At 29.3% G+C, this 16,724-nt stretch carries 25 protein-coding genes; 4 read left to right on the top strand and 21 right to left on the bottom strand.

What is annotated here, in order from left to right; genetic code table 11:
* Positions 1 to 3: 3 nt before the first annotated feature.
* The 13 genes from LQ617_RS10580 to LQ617_RS10520 form a co-directional block, all read right to left on the bottom strand.
* Complete coding sequence (locus LQ617_RS10580; RefSeq protein WP_239740361.1) at positions 4 to 348, bottom strand: hypothetical protein; 345 nt, start codon at positions 346 to 348, stop codon at positions 4 to 6.
* Positions 349 to 351: 3 nt separating this feature from the next.
* A complete protein-coding gene (locus tag LQ617_RS10575) occupies positions 352 to 762 on the bottom strand; it encodes a YopX family protein (protein WP_239740360.1) in 411 nt (136 codons plus the stop codon).
* A gap of 36 nt (positions 763 to 798) precedes the next feature.
* Entirely contained in the window at positions 799 to 1,044 is a 246-nt protein-coding gene (locus tag LQ617_RS10570) for a hypothetical protein (RefSeq protein WP_239740359.1), read from the bottom strand.
* 305 nt (positions 1,045 to 1,349) lie between these two features.
* Positions 1,350 to 1,772: a hypothetical protein gene (locus LQ617_RS10565; RefSeq protein WP_239740358.1), complete on the bottom strand. Its 423-nt coding sequence runs from the start codon at positions 1,770 to 1,772 to the stop codon at positions 1,350 to 1,352.
* Positions 1,773 to 1,954: 182 nt separating this feature from the next.
* The gene (locus LQ617_RS10560; RefSeq protein WP_239740357.1) at positions 1,955 to 2,383 is read right to left on the bottom strand and encodes a hypothetical protein; all 429 of its coding nucleotides are present in this window, start codon (positions 2,381 to 2,383) and stop codon (positions 1,955 to 1,957) included.
* 53 nt (positions 2,384 to 2,436) lie between these two features.
* Entirely contained in the window at positions 2,437 to 2,733 is a 297-nt protein-coding gene (locus tag LQ617_RS10555) for a hypothetical protein (protein WP_239740356.1), read from the bottom strand.
* A 92-nt stretch (positions 2,734 to 2,825) separates the two neighbouring features.
* Positions 2,826 to 3,134, bottom strand: coding sequence for a hypothetical protein (locus tag LQ617_RS10550; protein ID WP_239740355.1), 309 nt, complete (start codon positions 3,132 to 3,134; stop codon positions 2,826 to 2,828).
* 200 nt (positions 3,135 to 3,334) lie between these two features.
* On the bottom strand, positions 3,335 to 7,255 hold the full coding sequence (locus LQ617_RS10545) for a PHP domain-containing protein (RefSeq protein WP_239740354.1): 3,921 nt from the start codon (positions 7,253 to 7,255) through the stop codon (positions 3,335 to 3,337).
* 125 nt (positions 7,256 to 7,380) lie between these two features.
* Positions 7,381 to 7,572 carry a hypothetical protein gene (locus tag LQ617_RS10540; RefSeq protein WP_239740353.1) on the bottom strand — a complete coding sequence of 64 codons (192 nt, stop codon included), beginning with the start codon at positions 7,570 to 7,572 and terminating at the stop codon, positions 7,381 to 7,383.
* A 29-nt stretch (positions 7,573 to 7,601) separates the two neighbouring features.
* Complete coding sequence (locus tag LQ617_RS10535; protein WP_239740352.1) at positions 7,602 to 7,916, bottom strand: hypothetical protein; 315 nt, start codon at positions 7,914 to 7,916, stop codon at positions 7,602 to 7,604.
* A gap of 52 nt (positions 7,917 to 7,968) precedes the next feature.
* A complete protein-coding gene (locus LQ617_RS10530) occupies positions 7,969 to 8,283 on the bottom strand; it encodes a hypothetical protein (protein ID WP_239740351.1) in 315 nt (104 codons plus the stop codon).
* Between the two features lie 38 nt (positions 8,284 to 8,321).
* The gene (locus LQ617_RS10525) at positions 8,322 to 8,657 is read right to left on the bottom strand and encodes a hypothetical protein (RefSeq protein ID WP_239740350.1); all 336 of its coding nucleotides are present in this window, start codon (positions 8,655 to 8,657) and stop codon (positions 8,322 to 8,324) included.
* 73 nt (positions 8,658 to 8,730) lie between these two features.
* Positions 8,731 to 9,108 carry a DUF3846 domain-containing protein gene (locus LQ617_RS10520; RefSeq protein WP_239740349.1) on the bottom strand — a complete coding sequence of 126 codons (378 nt, stop codon included), beginning with the start codon at positions 9,106 to 9,108 and terminating at the stop codon, positions 8,731 to 8,733.
* Positions 9,109 to 9,272: 164 nt separating this feature from the next.
* Between LQ617_RS10520 and LQ617_RS10515 the strand changes: the two genes are divergently transcribed.
* Positions 9,273 to 10,448 (top strand): AbiH family protein, encoded by a 1,176-nt coding sequence (locus LQ617_RS10515; protein WP_239740348.1) that lies wholly within the window; start codon positions 9,273 to 9,275, stop codon positions 10,446 to 10,448.
* A gap of 17 nt (positions 10,449 to 10,465) precedes the next feature.
* Here LQ617_RS10515 and LQ617_RS10510 read toward each other — a convergent pair whose 3' ends face one another.
* Complete coding sequence (locus LQ617_RS10510) at positions 10,466 to 11,320, bottom strand: hypothetical protein (protein WP_239740347.1); 855 nt, start codon at positions 11,318 to 11,320, stop codon at positions 10,466 to 10,468.
* A gap of 137 nt (positions 11,321 to 11,457) precedes the next feature.
* Between LQ617_RS10510 and LQ617_RS10505 the strand changes: the two genes are divergently transcribed.
* From LQ617_RS10505 to LQ617_RS10495, 3 genes are read left to right on the top strand one after another with little or no spacing between them, the layout of a single operon-like run.
* The gene (locus tag LQ617_RS10505) at positions 11,458 to 11,784 is read left to right on the top strand and encodes a hypothetical protein (protein WP_239740346.1); all 327 of its coding nucleotides are present in this window, start codon (positions 11,458 to 11,460) and stop codon (positions 11,782 to 11,784) included.
* Complete coding sequence (locus tag LQ617_RS10500; RefSeq protein WP_239740345.1) at positions 11,771 to 12,181, top strand: YolD-like family protein; 411 nt, start codon at positions 11,771 to 11,773, stop codon at positions 12,179 to 12,181. Before LQ617_RS10505 ends, LQ617_RS10500 begins: the two co-directional genes overlap by 14 nt.
* Positions 12,182 to 12,215: 34 nt before the next feature.
* Complete coding sequence (locus LQ617_RS10495; RefSeq protein WP_239740344.1) at positions 12,216 to 13,391, top strand: SAP domain-containing protein; 1,176 nt, start codon at positions 12,216 to 12,218, stop codon at positions 13,389 to 13,391.
* A 44-nt stretch (positions 13,392 to 13,435) separates the two neighbouring features.
* Here LQ617_RS10495 and LQ617_RS10490 read toward each other — a convergent pair whose 3' ends face one another.
* From LQ617_RS10490 to LQ617_RS10460, 7 genes are all read right to left on the bottom strand, one after another.
* Positions 13,436 to 13,642 (bottom strand): hypothetical protein, encoded by a 207-nt coding sequence (locus LQ617_RS10490; RefSeq protein ID WP_239740343.1) that lies wholly within the window; start codon positions 13,640 to 13,642, stop codon positions 13,436 to 13,438.
* Between the two features lie 142 nt (positions 13,643 to 13,784).
* Positions 13,785 to 14,585 carry a metallophosphoesterase gene (locus tag LQ617_RS10485; protein WP_239740342.1) on the bottom strand — a complete coding sequence of 267 codons (801 nt, stop codon included), beginning with the start codon at positions 14,583 to 14,585 and terminating at the stop codon, positions 13,785 to 13,787.
* Positions 14,586 to 14,624: 39 nt separating this feature from the next.
* Complete coding sequence (locus LQ617_RS10480; protein WP_239740341.1) at positions 14,625 to 15,176, bottom strand: metallophosphoesterase; 552 nt, start codon at positions 15,174 to 15,176, stop codon at positions 14,625 to 14,627.
* Positions 15,173 to 15,430 (bottom strand): hypothetical protein, encoded by a 258-nt coding sequence (locus LQ617_RS10475; protein ID WP_239740340.1) that lies wholly within the window; start codon positions 15,428 to 15,430, stop codon positions 15,173 to 15,175. Before LQ617_RS10475 ends, LQ617_RS10480 begins: the two co-directional genes overlap by 4 nt.
* Before the next feature lie 31 nt (positions 15,431 to 15,461).
* A complete protein-coding gene (locus tag LQ617_RS10470; RefSeq protein ID WP_239740339.1) occupies positions 15,462 to 15,617 on the bottom strand; it encodes a hypothetical protein in 156 nt (51 codons plus the stop codon).
* A gap of 103 nt (positions 15,618 to 15,720) precedes the next feature.
* The gene (locus LQ617_RS10465) at positions 15,721 to 16,245 is read right to left on the bottom strand and encodes a hypothetical protein (protein WP_239740338.1); all 525 of its coding nucleotides are present in this window, start codon (positions 16,243 to 16,245) and stop codon (positions 15,721 to 15,723) included.
* 21 nt (positions 16,246 to 16,266) lie between these two features.
* Positions 16,267 to 16,548, bottom strand: a complete 282-nt coding sequence (locus LQ617_RS10460) for a hypothetical protein (protein WP_239740337.1) — start codon at positions 16,546 to 16,548, stop codon at positions 16,267 to 16,269.
* Between the last annotated feature and the right edge of the window lie 176 nt (positions 16,549 to 16,724).

Raw genomic sequence — 16,724 nt, 5'->3', positions numbered from 1 at the left:
TCCTTATTCTCTATAATCATCATAGATTTCAATTATTGGTGTATCGTAATCTCTTTTTTCAATAACGATTTTATTGCTTTCAACCAGCTCTACTAACTGCTCTATTTTATCAATATCTATACACCATCTTTGCTTTTGTTCCGTCCTTTGTATGAATCCTTCGTCATTTATTTTATGGTCAAAACCTTTTTCAAGAAATTTACCTTCTCTATGACTAAACCTTTCATCAAACGATTCAAATGATTGTAATGTTCTAACATGATAAAAATTAACAGTTGATAAATAGGTGTTGTGTAAAGGTTTAATATCGTCATCCCATATACTTGTTCTTTCGATTATAAATTTCATATCCTATTCCTCCTCTAGTAAGTGTGGGTGCTCATATTTGTTGCCTATTACTTCTGAATGCCTGATAACTTCTCTTGTTTTCCAGTTGCCTATGAAGTAAGCCATGTCTTCCGTACTATATTCAACAACATAATTTCCATTTATATTTAGACCTATTGAAAGACCAGAAAATGGTGCTTTGTGAACTTGTAATGGGTGATTATCTATCTTCACTACATCTCCCTCGTATATTTCCTTACCATTCCTATCGAATAGTCCAGTTGATTGAAGTAATATCTGCGATATAATCGCATCTCGGACAAACCCAGTTGGTTCAAAAACTGTAATAAAATCTTCGCCGTTGTCTTTTGAAAAGTCTAAATCTATCCATTCAATCATTCGCTCATTACGCTTGTCCCATACTTTGAATTTCATCTTACCAGCACTTCCTTTACTATCGAATTACTCATGTTATTTATCCCCCATATATCCATTTTTATTAATCAGATGACTTACTTCTTTTCCAAATGGTTTTGCATCTAATACAGTAATAGGCGTTCCACTATTTGTTTTTGAGTAAATATAATGGTTGTTTCTTAATTGCACTATCTCATCAAGCACTTTGGCTTTAGTGTATACTTCCTTAGTCTCGTTAAAAATTTCATCTGAGTAGCCATCAGCCAAATCTATAATAAAGCTTTCGTTTTTATATTCCATATTTTATTCTCCTTATAATTATTGCTTAATCTCCAACTCCACAGTTTTTTTATCAAAAGATATGTATAATATTGAGCTGCTTTTGATATGAGTTTCAACTCCATATTTACTAGTAAGGATATACATTGAGTAATTAATATCAGTCTCAATTTTTATTGTGTTTTCAAACGTTATTATGTCACCGTTATAAAGCTTTACTTTTACTTTGCTATACATTTAACATTCTCCTTTGCGATAAAAGATTTCTTTTATCCTAAATTACAAGTCTCGAAAACACGGTAAAGCCCCGTATTTTGAGAGCTCGCTTATTTTTGATTTTTTACACTTTCTTGCCATAATTCAAAATATTCATCAGCTTGTAATCTCAATGCTTTATTCTCACTTTTTAATGTATTATTTTCATGCTCTAAAGCTTTGTACTCTTGCCAATTTGCAACATACCATTCAGCAGTGTTTTTATAATCACTTACTGATTGTTTAAGATTATTGTTTTCACTTTTTAATTGCTCAATAACTTCTTCTCTAGTTTTTTGATTCTTTTTTAACAGTGATATATCTTCGCGTAGCAAGTCACGTTGTTTAATCGCATCATGCAATTGACCTTCAATATTTAATGACATATTACATTCTTTATCTAAATTATTGCTTAGTTCATCACACTTCTGTTTTAACTGGTCACGCTCATTTCTAATATCTATAGCTTCACTTTTTAATTCTCCTAGTTTCATAATATTCCCTCCTGATAATGTACAAATAGTGACATCAAAAACAATAATATTATTAATTCTGCACAAGAAATTTTCAAATGTTGCTTGAAATCTTCTTTGCTTTCTGCTTTTATCATTTGTGTAACATCTGATATAAAGTAGTAAAGAACAATTCCCATGAAAACTGGTATTATACTTGCCATCTACTTCACCAACTTTCCATTTTTCCAAATTAACACTAACTCTCCATTTAGGTCTACATAGATATGAGTTGTTTCCATATGTGCAGGGTTATCTTTTAAAACAGCTTTTATAGACTTTTTGAGATATGAAGTATATCTATGCTTATCTTCATATCTCGAAATGTAACGTTCTACAATGTGAAGCTCCATGTCCTCTGTGATTGGTTCTTCAATCTCAACTGTGTAAACATCTTCATCAGTTACAGAGCCATTTACATTAACAGCACAGCCATCATCTGAGAATCTTACATCTACTGGGTTCCAAAATGAATCAAATGATTGGGGCTTGAATATTTTACCTTTTATTTTTTTTGGATTTTTAAACCCATACTCAATTAGTTCTGATAATGTCATTTCTTTCTTTGTTTTAATTTTTACCATTTCAGTCATCCTTTATATTTTATATTTTATCTTCTATTCAATTTTAAAATCACTACTCACTATTAAGCAGAGATTTTAATTTGTGACATATAATTCTTTAGAGTTGGTATCAAATGACTTAGCTCTTTTGATTTATATGTTAAATCTTTTAATTCTATTTCATCTTGTTTACTATATGTATCTTCAATCTTTAATTCTAACAAGTTAATATTCATATCAACTGTGTTTAAGTATGGTTCTAAATTATCTACGAAATACTTAATAATTTCGTAATCTCCATTATCTAAATTGTTAACTCCAAAATGTTCAATCTCTTCAATAAGTCCTTTTGTGTTTTCAATCTCATCACCAAAATTCATTTGTCTCACCTCTAGTTGTTTTATTTATAACTCAATTATACCACAACTAAAGTTAAAGTAAAGTGTTATTGTATTTTATTTTTTATAATGTTTTAAATACTTACTCCGTTTAGTATATCTTTACCTTTTGGTGAAAACTTTTTACTCCAATCGTTCTTTTTAACAATTCGATTAATCTTTCTTTGTTTACGTTTAGCTAAGCTTTCTTGCTTCTTAATTCTTCTCTTTAGGTCAGTATGCTCTCTAACTAGTTTAGGCCGAGCATCTTTCCAATTTCTTCTTTCAATTAATACTACTCTTAGTTCATCATATTTCTTGTAGCCTTGACTAGCATTACATCTATTTCCAAATTCAATATCATGGTAGATTGTACTTACTTGTTTATCATACTTTGATATCATTTTACTGCAATGCTCTATTTGCTTTTCTTTCCTAGTTAACTCCTGTTGTAACTCTTCTTGACTTAGTAATTCCATATGTATAAAACCTCATTTCTTTTATATTATGTCTTGCTTATTAGTATTATATATCCCCTTAATATTAAAGTCAACTACTTTTATATTTTATTTTCTAAACAAAAAAGACACCACTAATGTGATGTCTATATGTATTCTCTTTCTATACTGTAGTATAATGCTCCATCTTTATCAATATCGTGAATAAGCTTAGTTGTAGTGGATGTTGGTGAATCAACATACTTCTTAGCGACAAACTGTCCACCACGTCTATAACCATGTATTAATAGTTTGTTTCCCTTGTCGAACCAGCTATTTTCTATTACTTTACTATCTTTCTTAACAGTTTTAGCATAGTGTGAGAAACTTCCAGAATGATACTTCACTGAAACAACAGAACCGTCAGTTGTGATTAGAGTAACCATATATTTAGTTGGGTTCTTAGCTATTACTGTTCCTGCTATGTTAGTAAGTCGGAATTTAGGTATCTCTCTACCTTTATATTTATTATACGATTCAACTTCTGCTGTCATAGGTAGCTCACTATAGTTTGAGATATTATAAGCATCAGTATCAACATGCGCTAACTCATGGTCATGATAATAGAATGATAAAGTTTCCATTTCCCATTTTGAGTATGTACCTAAAGCGTACTTTTTCCATTGTTGGTTTAATGTATAACGATTAGCTCTTTTAATTGGCTCTTCAGTTTTTAACCACTCTTTTAACCTACTAATCTTCTTATCAAATACCTTCTTAAATTCTTTCTCATCTACTTCATAATGGTCTCCCATTACGTTAACGATAGCTTCGTTACCTATTAACTTATCATATGTATCCATATCGGTTACTTTGAAAATCTTATGTTTAGTCTTACTGTTTCCTGTCGACACTTTTCTTAATATTTTATTCTTGAAAGATTCCCTAAATAGAATTAAATCTAATTCAGGTCTACCTTCTAATATGTTTGCTTCAAGTAACAGTTTAACATTTTGCATAGTTAAATTTGTTTTTAAATCGGTTATGTATTTAATAACTTCCATCATGATTTGTTTTCTTTCACCAAAACTATCAAGCATACCACTTTTAACCATAGCAATAATATGAGTGTTCTTGATTAGCTTGGTATCATATAATTTTGTGAAAACGTCTCCTAATGAGTTATAAGGTCTATTATCCATAATATTTCTAACTATCTCATCATTTAATGATTTAACAGGTTTCAAACCATAAATTATAGCATTATTCTCTACATCAGGAGTAAACTCTAAATCTGACTTATTAATATCTGGTAGCTTAACATGCACACCATTACTTCTCATTTTACCAATTCCACTAGCTATCTTTTCATAATCTATATCTTTACTATCTTTAGAGTTTGAATCACTATCCACGTTTAATGAAGCTGTTTGCCAATATATACGTGGAAATTTTCTATTTAACTCTAGATTTTGTATCCCAATAATTGAGTAAGCTGTAACGTGTAATTGACTGAAACTATAGCTAAACTGCATAGCAAACTGAACATTCCATACATAATCTAGTAGATTAATACTAGTGCCTTGCTCTTTACCTTTTCTATAAAATAATTCTTTAATTTCTCCAAGTGCAGCACCTTTAGGTTTAGCAATAGCTTTCCTTAATTTGTTCTGTTCAACAACATTAAAGTTTGATATACGAGGGTCTGCTGATAACTTCATCGAACTCTCTTGAGTAATATTTAATCCTTTATCATGCAATAAATGTTCTTCCATAATTGCTACTTCGTCTTTAGTAAGATTGGCTTCTTCCATTTCGCTATACCATTGACTAATGTCATTCTTATGTCTGATATATTTATCAATAGGTTGTTCCCCACCGTCTGATTGTAACCTCATAAGTGAGTTAGCAGCACAGAATTCTTCAAACGTTTCTGGTTTAATAAGTCTAAGCGTATTTTGACCAATCTCCGTCTGGAATTGAAATAAATCACCAATTTTTCCAGTTGAAGCCATTTTGAAGTATTCTTTATCTTCAAGATTTAAGTTTTTAGGATGCAATATATCTCTAAAGTTTTCTCTCAATGTTTTATATCTATCAATATATCCGTCTTTTTCTAGTAAATCTAGTGTAGACCTAATTCTATCAAGATTCTCAACACTTAATACATCAAACTTTACTCCACCAAGATATTCAGAATCAGCTAAATTATATTGAGTAACATGAACTTCTCCTCTGCTTGCAGTCATGATAGCATTAGTTTTGTAAGCATCTTCATTAAAGATAATAACTCCACCTGCATGTATACCTCTTCTAGTAACTAAACCTTCCAATCTTAAAGCTACTTGTTCTAACATTGGGTACTTATCAATCTCATTTTTAAATTGAGTGTTCGCTTCTCTCCCTTTACTTTCATTACCATATAAAGTATCAGTAATACTCCATTGGCTACCTCGCTCAGTTTTAATAAATGAGCCTAGATATTGAGCTTCAGTATCAGGAATACCCAAACCACGTGCAGCCATTTTTAATGCAGACTTTGCACCTTCTGTACCATATGTACAAACATTTAACACTCTATCTTCGCCATAGTGATGTTTTAAAGCACTTATTATTTGCTTACGTTTAGAGCCTTCGCAATCTACGTCTATATCAGGTAGACCATCAGCACGTTCTTTGGCTAAATGTCTTTTTGCTGGCATGTTGATATAATCTAGAGGGTTAATCTGTGTGATACCTAATAAATAGTTAATTAAGAAACCAGCACCAGAGCCCCTACCAGAACCTACTAAACTTTGTCCTCCACAATCTGAATCGTCCCACATAATATTAACTATCTCACGACAAGTTAAATAATATGAAGACATTGTTTGATTCAATGCTTCCCCCACACCTTTTATTTCAGATATCTCACTATCAATTCTATGTAGGATTTCATGGAACTTTTCGTGACTAATACCTTTATAGTGGAGTTCTTTAAAGTATCCTTCTTCAATTAAATATAATAAATACCTATTATCTTCATGTTCTGATTCTGCAAGATATTTAATGTTTTCATATTTATCATATACAGGTTTGAATACATGATTTAATTTAAATTTTGGAATAGTAGACTTAGGAATAATTGGCTTATGATACAAGTCATATTCTTCTACTTTGTCATAGATTAATTCAGTGTTATGTAAAGCTTTTTCAATAACTTCTTCTGGCAAATAACTCATTTGTTTTCTCATTTCATTAACACTATGCATATAACAGTAGTAATAGAACTCATCTATGTTTTCTCTATCTCCATCTTTAGATTGTAAAAATATTCTATGTATATCTCTATCTTCAGGTCTAGCATAGTGCACATCATTAGCAATGACACATTCTAGCCCTGTTTCTTCTGCTAATTTGACAAGTTGTTTATTACAGAAGATTTGTACGTCACTTTCAGCAGGTTGTAACTCTATATAAAAATTATCTTTACCAAATGCCTCAATACACCATTCGACTTCTTCTTTAGCTTTATTATAATGATGAGCTCTTTTTTCTTCGTTTTCTAACTGCATCATCTTCTGTAGTTTTATATTTATATTAGACCCAACACATGCAGAAGTTGCGATAATAGTGTCTTTATATTCATCGCTTTGAACTACACTTCTCAAATATTCTTTTTCAGTTGGTACACGTTCCATTAAACCTGTAAAGAATGAATTCTTCCATGCTTGTGATGATAATTTAGCCAATGCTTCAAAACCTTTTCTATTCTTAGCCATTAATATGAAGTGAGGGAATTTAGTTACCCCACCACTTTGGTAGTTATCCCTCACATCTTCTAAACTATCTACTAGATATATCTCATTACCTAAAATCAGCTTGAAATCTTCTCTAATTAAATTGTTACTTTTTAAATCTTTTAGCTCACTTATCATCTTAACAGCGCTTGATAAACTCTCATGCTCAGTTATAGCCAGACCTCTGTATCCAAGTTTGCCAGCAGTCTCTAATAACTCTCTAGGAGTCGTGATTGCATCTATAATTCTCAGATTTGAGAAAGTGCTGTGATTATGAAGGGCTACTCTATTATGTTTATTATACTCCATTTACTACTATCAACCTTTCATATTTTATCTTTTAAACCAATCTTTAATCATCGTTTTCACGTATGTATAACTTACTGCAAAACAAACTCCAAAACCTATTATCATCCAAAATATTACTTCTTCTATCATATACATCTACCATGGTTAACTTTTCTAGTTTTTCTTGCGTATAGTCTTTTTCTCTGCTGTACATTTTCTCTTTTTAATTTACTTTCTTTTTGCTTACCAGTATATATGAAATCTGCACAAGGACTAAAATATTCAATCATATTCTTTCCTTCTGCTTCCCTCCACATTGCTTCAGTCATCATTGACATCTTGTTTCTCCTTTCAAACAAATCCAGTTTTATTCTGTAAGTAACGCTATAATCTCTTTTTTGTCATATCTAATATCATACATATTTTCTTTAATTTCTTTTATTAATATCACCATCTTTTCGTTTAAATCTTTGATATTCGGAGGAACCTCACTCTTTTTCACCTCTTCGATTAAGTCTTCGTATGTAAAAGTCTCTTTCATATGCTGCTCCAATACCTCGAATACCTCTTTATTAATTGTTACAAAATCTTTAATTATAGATTTGTTTTCGTTGGTGAATACCTTGTCTATTAAACTAGTTTTGTTTTCATGTTTTTTCATTAAACTTAAATTATTTTTCATATCATATCTCCATTTACATATTTTATCTTTCAAATAAAAGTCCAGTTTTATATTAATCTCTTACAATACTATATTCAGTATAGTTTCTATCTTTTTTCTTAATGTCAATACCTCTATCCCATACTGGTGTTTTTGTATACTCATAAAATAATTCAAATATGTTGTCTTGCTGTTTCATACTTAATGCGTCAAACCCAGCCCATGCCGAATCGATATCGTATCTTGCATGATTGCTAGTACACAATACTGTCTGTCTTGCATCATCTCTAGCGTATTCAACTACTAACCCTTCATTTTCATCCTCTAACTGAATAACATAGTTAAATCCTAATTCCTTTATTTTCTTTTCGAATTCTTTGCTCTTCATAATTTATCTTCTCCTCTTATAATAAAATTTGTTTAATTTTAAATTTCATACATTTTATCTTCTTCCCAATATTCACCCATATTTAGAGTTGGAATTTCTTCGGTTAATTCTAATTCTTCTAGCATCAATTGTTGTGAATCAAAATGTCTTCTAGCTATTTCATACATTTTATCTTTAATTATTTCTTCGGTTTTATCTACTCGATACTCATTTATAAATTTCTTTGCTAATTCAATATCATTAAATAACCAAGTTTTTACTAACCAGCGCCCTTCATAGTCACATCCTTCATGCAATGTAACACTATAGATACTATAAACTTGAATATCCAGTTTATTTAAAATTTCTTCTCTATTCATTTCATGTGGCTTCATTTGCTTTTCTCCTTATAATAAAATTTTTCTTTTATCATATTTTATCTTTTATATATACTAGGAAAACCTAGCTTTATATTCCATCGTTATATTCAGTTTTGTTATTTTTCAAATATTCTTCAACAGATTGAGTTTCAATCTTCAATTCATTCTTAATGTACTCAATTTGACCTTTACTTAAATCAGCAACTTCTTCACTATTAGTTGAAGTAAAGACAATATTACCAACCATATTATGCTCAAATCTTCCGTCAATAATATTATGTACATGAGTGTAATTATGAGTTAACAATGCGTTCTCATCTACCCAAGCAGTAATCCCATTAGTCATCATAACAACTTGTACAGTGTTACAATCTAAATGCTTGTATAAGAATTTTAGTATTTCTTCTTCCCCTTGGTTAATCTCAGTTAACTCTTTTGTATCTTCATTGTAAAATAAATATGACATTTCCATCTCTCCTTAATATTTATATTTACATTATATTTTATCTTTTATTGATAGTCAAGTGAATTCTTTAAAATTTTATAGTCGGTAAAACATATCTTTTATTATACTGCATTTGATATAATAATATAAAATATAATAAACTACGAAAGGATAGAAAATGAACTATGAATTTAACATATGTCCTAGGAAACGGAATGGATTTGCAATTAGGTTTACCTACTAGGTTTTCAGACTTTTATGAATGGGCTCAAAAAAACGGGAAAGAAAATATGTTTTTACCACACACATACAATGAGAAGTGTATTGAGGATTGGGCTGACTACGAGTCTATACTAATAGATATATTTAATGATTACTTATTAGTTTTTAGTAATAGGTCAGATGAAATAAAAATTAATAAATATAAAAAATTTTATATTGAACAACTAAAAAACAATCAAGAACCGTTAAAAAAAGGCAAAGAAGAGTTCTTTAACTTTCTAATTGATGAGGTAGATAATGTCTCTAATATGCTACAAGAATATTTACAACTAATTGATAGCAGAATTAAAAATATTAAAGATGTTGAAGTAATATTCTATAAATTAAAAGAACAGTTTCTTTACATAGACAGATTATTTCAAAATGATACTAATTCAAGAGAAAAAATTAATAATTATGTAGGAAAAGTTGGAGCATCTAATAGACATATTAACATAATAACTCTTAACTATACGTGCACTTCTGAATTGTTATACAATACTTTCAAAAATCAAGAAAATGTTAAAATTAACAGAAAAAATAATATTTTCAATAATGGTAACTCACTAATATATTTACATGGGCGTTTACCCTCACTCCAGTGGAATGAAGGTATTACAATAGGTATACATTCTATAAAAGAAATAGATGAAAATTTTAGAGATTTAGAAGATGCTAAATATTTAGTGAAATCCGAAAAAATGGCAGAGATAATTGGCAGTAGAGTATATAGCAATGCTAAAAGAATTCTGAGTAATAATGCTAATATTATAATCTGTTATGGAATAAGCTTTGGGAATAGTGATAGAAGTTTGTTGGCAGCTGTAATTAACAAAGCTAGAAAAAATGGTGCAATAATAATATTTTATGAATATATAAATAGTGATAAAAGTTTAGCAAGAACAAGAATGCATTTAAAATCAAAAATTGTTAAGAGGATAACTAGTTCGTTTTCTGATTTAACCCAAGAAGATATGCAAAACATAAAAAATAATTTAATAGCTGTGCCTATAAACGATAACATAAATTTGATTCCTAAAGAACTTAGACTTTTTGACTATGCACCTGAAAATATCCAAAATAAAGAACCCATTATATAGGGTTCTTTTCTTATATACTAATCTTCTAAGCTATATTTCACATTTACAACATATTCTTCTGTGATAGTTTCAAGTGTATCTATTGCAACTTGCATACTAGCTTCATCATTTGCTTCTGCACTCTCGTTTAATAAATCAAATGCTTCCAAATACCTGTCGTCCATTGAAATTAATCTATCATTAAATTCTTTATATTTTTCTGGTGGTTCTTTATCTTCTAATGGCGTCTTTATTAGCCCACTTGCAGATTCATACATAGCTTTTGCATTATAAGCAGAGTCCTTCGTCTTACTAGTAATCATCCCTGATTCTAAAGACTCATTTAATGATGTTAGGTCTTCACCTACTATTTCCATTTGTGTTTTATAAGCCTTAAGATTCTTTTTGTATTCTGAAACACTCATTTCTTTGGAATCTGTTGTGTCCTCAGATTCTTCTACACTATTTTTTTCATCTTCTGGTTGAAGTTTATTAAGTCTCTCATAATAATAGTCTCGTATTCCATCAGACATGTTCATATATTCGTCAGTAGATATTCCGTCTAACTCTTCATAACTCATTGAATCTAATTCTTTTTTACTATATGTCTTTATATTGCTTTTTTTCTTTTCCCCTTTATTACTATTGTCACTGTTTTTATTACCAGATTTTTCTTCTGTTTTAACAGTTGAGCTATCGTTGCTACTTTTTTCCTTATTATCACTATCTGAGAATGAAACAACATACAATATTAAGAAAATAACTGTAAGACCAAGAAGAACTCTTGTTCTCTTAATATCTTTAGGTTTTTCTAAATTTTCCTTTTTCCGCTTTCTAACATTTAAAATTAAAAGTACTAAAAATAATAAAAATAAGATTAATAACAAAAACATAATTTATACCTCTTTTTTCCCTTTTTATTTTATTATACACAATTTTAAAAAGGTTTTGTATATCTATTATTTAACTTGCAAAATAGAACACTTGTTCGTATAATAGAAATACAAATTATACGAAAGGTGTTTTTATTATGAACAAATATATTAACTTAATGATTAATAAATTCGAATCTTATATTTATATGCTAGACTCTGTCGAACCTAATAATAAAGCTGCTGAATATTTAAATGAAAACATTATATTTAAAGAGATTGAGAAAGTAGCATATTACCTTAAATCAAATAAGATAGATTCACTAAAGATTAAGCTATATAATGATTATTTAGATATCCTTAATATTGTATATAAAGACGTAAATGCATCACTAAATAAAAGAAACACAATGATAAACTCACTCAATAATGCAATTCATTACTTAAATCAAATTAATAAGGAGATTGAATATGAAAATTGTTAATCCATCAATGCCAGAGCCATACAAATACGAAACGGATTATCGTAAGATACCTAAAGAATATCTCAATAAGAACATTCCTAAAGGTAGAGGCATGATTAAGTGGCAACCATTTGCAAGTGTACCTCAACAATATGAAATAATTAATCAACATATTAAAAATCAAGATAAAGTAGCTAAACCTATACTTGATGATATGGCACTAAGAGAATTAAATAATGTACTTGCAGAAAAACTATTCTATAACCCTAGCGCTACAATTAAGTATTGGGAGAATGGATATTATAAAAGGATTGAATGTGAGATTAATAAGTTTGATAGTGAACGTAATAAGTTAGAGGTATTAGAGAATGGCGAGAAAATGTTATTGAGCATGGACTGTATCGTAGAGATAGAGTAATATAAAATTATTATTCTACTAAGGAGGGTTATTTTTGAAAATAGAGCCAATAGATATTTTAGTTTTACATACAAACGCTAATAGATTACAAGACAAGGAAGATATATATGCTGCTCATTTTAAATTGAATAATCGTAATAGAATATTAAATTCAATAGATAAATTAGTACAGGCTAATTTATTAAAATTAGAAAACTCACTTGAGGTTAGTTTACCAAGGCTTACAAAACCAGATTTAAAATCTATTTTAACTAAGGCAAAAATTAAAAAAACGGGTAATAAACCTGTTCTTGTTGAAAGAATTATTGAAAACATAGATTATATTAATAGCCAAAATATTGAGATAGAATTGCCAACTGTTTATATGCCCACAACAGAAGGGTTAGAATTAATTAAAGAAACTAAATATATTGTCCATTTCTCTAGAGGAACATCAGTTTCATCTATAGAAAGAGCATACAATATCATAAAAGAATGCGAATCAAGAAATATAAAAGATAAAATAGAATATATCTACTTATATGAAATAGAAAGATTGCATAAATCTAAACCAATTCCTAAAGTCTATCATGATACATCTAACAATATTTATTTTTATTTTAGTGGTTTAGCAGATTATTATAAGGAAATTGAAGAATATGATAAATCAATAAAATACTATCATTTGGCTCAGTATCTATATATATATGATACGATAGAAGAATTAGAGAATAATCCTAACAGTTTTTATAATTATGAAGGCGAACTCGACTTACATTTCCTAGATGCCATGCCTTACGGAATGGATGAAGTTTATGAAAAACTTCTTTATGTAGACGAGCTTTCTAATGATGAATTATTTAACCTGTATATTGAAGATGTATCTGAATATTATACACCAAAAGAAGACTTTAGTAGAGTTTTTATAAATCATAATATTGCAAAAGCTAAAAAGAATGATATAGAAATTGATAAAATCGTCTCAGATTTCAAAAAATGGTTTGTCACTAATTATCCTTATAACGAACTAAAAGTTCAAAATTCATATGAACATAAGGAGACTGACACTGTTTTAACAACCAACCTTAAAACTCTATTAGAAAATGATGTAGATATAAAAGTTGAAATTGTAAAAGAAAGCGGGGAAGTTTATATATATATTGACCAAGATGAAAGAGAGAGAATATTTGAAAGTGAATTAGTAGATAAGCTAAATACTTTTAATTCTTAAGTTAATCGAACGAAAAAACCTCATCTAAATAGACGAGGTTTCTTTTATGCCACTTCTACATATTCCATAAATAATCTTAAAGCATCATCGTAACTAGCTTGTCCCCAGAGTCTTTCGGACAACTCCGTAGCATATTCTCTATATCCATTTTTCTTTAAAGCTTTAGTGACTATTCCGCAAAGATTAAATACATTACCGTCTTCGCCTGTTAATTGAACAACTAAGTCTGTTTTCGGTTTTATTGTTTCCATGGAAACATCTCCTTTAAAAGTGGCTCCACTTAGTTTCCGCTAAGCAGAGCTTTTGTAAAGTTTGTAACGAACTTCTGTTGAAAATCATCACATACATGAGCGATGTATGTATCTCAATTATAAATCAAAATAGCTTAAATTTCTACTGTATTTCCACTTGTCTAATTATACTACCCAATCCCTCCATTGGGTAACCCAATGCATTAGTGTAATGTTTAGTCCCTACTATTTCATACAACTGATTTTCTTCATGCACATGACCAAAGAAATTAATTGGTGCCACCATTTCATCCACTCTACACAAGTAACTTCCTAATGAACCATCGTTTAAATGTTTATTATGACTATATGTTCTCACCAATGGATAGTGACTAATGAATACATCTATGTTTAACTCCTTCAAATAATTGTAAACCGTTATATCAAATGAATTATATGACTCTGGAGAAGACGTTATATATTTACTATCATTCATTATGTTTTGGTAGAATGATTTTTCTTCATCTGTCTCAGGTAAACTTGTCATAGTTACACCAGCAAAAACCTTGTCTTTATAACTAAATGCACCTGTCCCGTACACACTATGAAAATAAACAACATTACTTAAGTTTTCAACTATTTCGGCCATCTCTATAGCCCTATACATGCTACTATTTTTATATTTTCGCTTTTGATTTTTGCTAATTAAATAGTAATCATGATTACCAGTCACTACTAAAGTCTTCTCAAACTGCTTATTAAACACTTCAAGTACCCATTTATTTATAAAGTTAAAATGTGAGATATCTCCAGCAATAATCATTACTTCTTTATTCTCAATATTACTTCTATCAATTAAATCTTGTATGAACTTCTGCACTCTAACTTTATACTTCTCTTGGCTGGGATTCCATTTAACCCAATGGTCTATATGTAAATCATTTATGTATGATATATTCAACATTTTCCACCTCTTGAGATTTGTCTTAATTCATCAACAAACTTAATCGGCATGTTGTGTATGTTTCCCATTCTTGTCACCATCCAATATTTTAGCAAACTCTTCAATCTCATCAAACGTAATTCCTAATCTACCTGCAAAATCGTAATCAACATTAATATGATATCCAGTATCCATAAAATCAGAATGAATATGACCATGTATATTAAACAGATTCTTACGTTTACCAGTTAAACAAGGATAATGACTTAAATAGTATCTATTGCCATTACGTTTAATCATGTCTGCATACTTAACTTCTATACCATGCTTCTTTAATCGTTTAATCTCTTTAGAGTGGTCATGATTTCCTGCTATCAATATCATTTTTTTAAAGTTCAATCTATCTAATATCGCATCTATCTTACTAGGTTTCATATTAAAGAAGAAATCACCTAGATTATATACAGTATCATCGTTACTAATATTTTCATTCCAGAGCCTAATCAAGCCTTCATTCATTTCATCTGTTGATTTCCAATGCCCTCTATATTCAGACTCAAAGTCTCTAATATTAGAATGACCAAAATGCAAATCTCCAACAAACTTAATCAATTCAACTCACCTACAGTTATTTCATTTAATAAGTTTCCTGCTTGTATTTCTAATTCAACCAAAGCACCAATTAAAGTATTTTGCTTTAATGAATACAAACTTTTCCATCGCTTATATGGACTTGATAACATTACATCATATGAATTAACATCATCGTTATTTAAGCTAAATGAATGTTGTACATCAATATCGTATCCATATTCTTCTACAAGTTCATTTAAGCAATTAAACTCTTTTAGCACACAGTTTTTCATATTTTATTCTCCTTTATTGTTTAAATGTCATTTAAACTATATCTACTACTTTCCCTTGACTGTCAATTTTTAGAGTATCATTATTCTTTACAGGGACATATACTCCTTTAACCTTTACTACAGGTTCATATCTAAAATACTTACCTAATGAGCTTTCACCTATTCCACATTCTATAGTTTTTATCATGGGATAAGCACTTTCTCTTTCATATATCCATCTTTCTACATCTACTGTAATACTTTTCTTTTCATAAATTATTCCTCCAATTTTATAAAATATTCCTTTTATCTTAATAACATTTTAAGTATATTTTAGCTAACTTTAGCAATTCATTACACTCAGCATTTATTGTTGCTTCCTCTATTTCATCGTAACCGCCTTCGTCTTCATAGTAGATAATATTTCTATAACGGTTTCTTTCTTCAATCAAATAATATACTAATTCGTTAAGGTTACTTATATCTTTAATATCTTCATCAATAGGAGGGTTATCCAACAATTCTTGTTTCTTTCTTTTAGCTTGTAACTCTGCTCTTAATGAAATTCCTTCCCATATTTTATAATAATCATCAAAATCGTTATAAAACACTTTACACTTAATATAAGGATTTTGTTCATCGTATAGAATATCCTTAGACCACTCAATCAAAGCATCGAATTTCTTTAAGTTTTCTTCGGTGTTTAGGACTATGATAAACCCTTTTTCAAAATTAATTATCATTTTAGGGTTTAGTTTTGCTTCAATTCTGTTGTCAGCCAAAAACGCAACTTCTCCATCTGCAAATCTCATAATGTCTACTTTTTCTTCAAACATCTTAATCACTCCTTCTATGTATTACATTCTATCTTTAGCGAATTTGCTATATGTACGTGTCTTATCTTTAGGGTGTTTAGTTTGGCAATAATATAGAATAGCCAATGCTACGAATGGTGTTGTGATTGCAAAGTATTCTAATTCAAATATGTATCTAATAACTGTTACTGCAAAATCAATTAAGATTACACTTGCTAATACTCCTAGCGAAGTAGCGATAATTGTTGATACCTTTTGTTTAATTGAACCATAGTTCATTGTGTCTGCTAATACCTTAATACCTTCATTAATTTTCTTATTCATTTTTATAACTCCTTTTTTATATTTTATTTTCTTTACACTTTAGAGTATACATAAGGATATATAATAAGTCAACAATATTTTATATTTTATTTTTAATAAGATGACATAAATAAAAGTAGCTTAGGATGTCCTGAGCTACTTTTGGTAAATATCATTTATCTATAAACTACTTTCAA

Origin of the sequence: Mammaliicoccus sp. P-M59, from assembly GCF_022386135.1 — a bacterium.
GTDB lineage: Bacteria > Bacillota > Bacilli > Staphylococcales > Staphylococcaceae > Mammaliicoccus > Mammaliicoccus sciuri_A.
This window is presented reverse-complemented; position numbering and strand designations above follow the sequence as displayed.

What these genes read in the sequence shown, in the direction of transcription:
- LQ617_RS10580 (WP_239740361.1), bottom strand. Translation starts at nt 348, where the DNA reads ATGAAATTTATAATCGAAAGAACAAGTATATGGGATGACGATATTAAA.
- LQ617_RS10575 (WP_239740360.1), bottom strand. Translation starts at nt 762, where the DNA reads ATGAAATTCAAAGTATGGGACAAGCGTAATGAGCGAATGATTGAATGG.
- LQ617_RS10570 (WP_239740359.1), bottom strand. Translation starts at nt 1,044, where the DNA reads ATGGAATATAAAAACGAAAGCTTTATTATAGATTTGGCTGATGGCTAC.
- LQ617_RS10565 (WP_239740358.1), bottom strand. Translation starts at nt 1,772, where the DNA reads ATGAAACTAGGAGAATTAAAAAGTGAAGCTATAGATATTAGAAATGAG.
- LQ617_RS10560 (WP_239740357.1), bottom strand. Translation starts at nt 2,383, where the DNA reads ATGACTGAAATGGTAAAAATTAAAACAAAGAAAGAAATGACATTATCA.
- LQ617_RS10555 (WP_239740356.1), bottom strand. Translation starts at nt 2,733, where the DNA reads ATGAATTTTGGTGATGAGATTGAAAACACAAAAGGACTTATTGAAGAG.
- LQ617_RS10550 (WP_239740355.1), bottom strand. Translation starts at nt 3,134, where the DNA reads ATGATATCAAAGTATGATAAACAAGTAAGTACAATCTACCATGATATT.
- LQ617_RS10545 (WP_239740354.1), bottom strand. Translation starts at nt 7,255, where the DNA reads ATGGAGTATAATAAACATAATAGAGTAGCCCTTCATAATCACAGCACT.
- LQ617_RS10540 (WP_239740353.1), bottom strand. Translation starts at nt 7,572, where the DNA reads ATGTCAATGATGACTGAAGCAATGTGGAGGGAAGCAGAAGGAAAGAAT.
- LQ617_RS10535 (WP_239740352.1), bottom strand. Translation starts at nt 7,916, where the DNA reads ATGAAAAATAATTTAAGTTTAATGAAAAAACATGAAAACAAAACTAGT.
- LQ617_RS10530 (WP_239740351.1), bottom strand. Translation starts at nt 8,283, where the DNA reads ATGAAGAGCAAAGAATTCGAAAAGAAAATAAAGGAATTAGGATTTAAC.
- LQ617_RS10525 (WP_239740350.1), bottom strand. Translation starts at nt 8,657, where the DNA reads ATGAAGCCACATGAAATGAATAGAGAAGAAATTTTAAATAAACTGGAT.
- LQ617_RS10520 (WP_239740349.1), bottom strand. Translation starts at nt 9,108, where the DNA reads ATGTCATATTTATTTTACAATGAAGATACAAAAGAGTTAACTGAGATT.
- LQ617_RS10515 (WP_239740348.1), top strand. Translation starts at nt 9,273, where the DNA reads ATGAATTTAACATATGTCCTAGGAAACGGAATGGATTTGCAATTAGGT.
- LQ617_RS10510 (WP_239740347.1), bottom strand. Translation starts at nt 11,320, where the DNA reads ATGTTTTTGTTATTAATCTTATTTTTATTATTTTTAGTACTTTTAATT.
- LQ617_RS10505 (WP_239740346.1), top strand. Translation starts at nt 11,458, where the DNA reads ATGAACAAATATATTAACTTAATGATTAATAAATTCGAATCTTATATT.
- LQ617_RS10500 (WP_239740345.1), top strand. Translation starts at nt 11,771, where the DNA reads ATGAAAATTGTTAATCCATCAATGCCAGAGCCATACAAATACGAAACG.
- LQ617_RS10490 (WP_239740343.1), bottom strand. Translation starts at nt 13,642, where the DNA reads ATGGAAACAATAAAACCGAAAACAGACTTAGTTGTTCAATTAACAGGC.
- LQ617_RS10485 (WP_239740342.1), bottom strand. Translation starts at nt 14,585, where the DNA reads ATGTTGAATATATCATACATAAATGATTTACATATAGACCATTGGGTT.
- LQ617_RS10475 (WP_239740340.1), bottom strand. Translation starts at nt 15,430, where the DNA reads ATGAAAAACTGTGTGCTAAAAGAGTTTAATTGCTTAAATGAACTTGTA.
- LQ617_RS10470 (WP_239740339.1), bottom strand. Translation starts at nt 15,617, where the DNA reads ATGATAAAAACTATAGAATGTGGAATAGGTGAAAGCTCATTAGGTAAG.
- LQ617_RS10465 (WP_239740338.1), bottom strand. Translation starts at nt 16,245, where the DNA reads ATGTTTGAAGAAAAAGTAGACATTATGAGATTTGCAGATGGAGAAGTT.
- LQ617_RS10460 (WP_239740337.1), bottom strand. Translation starts at nt 16,548, where the DNA reads ATGAATAAGAAAATTAATGAAGGTATTAAGGTATTAGCAGACACAATG.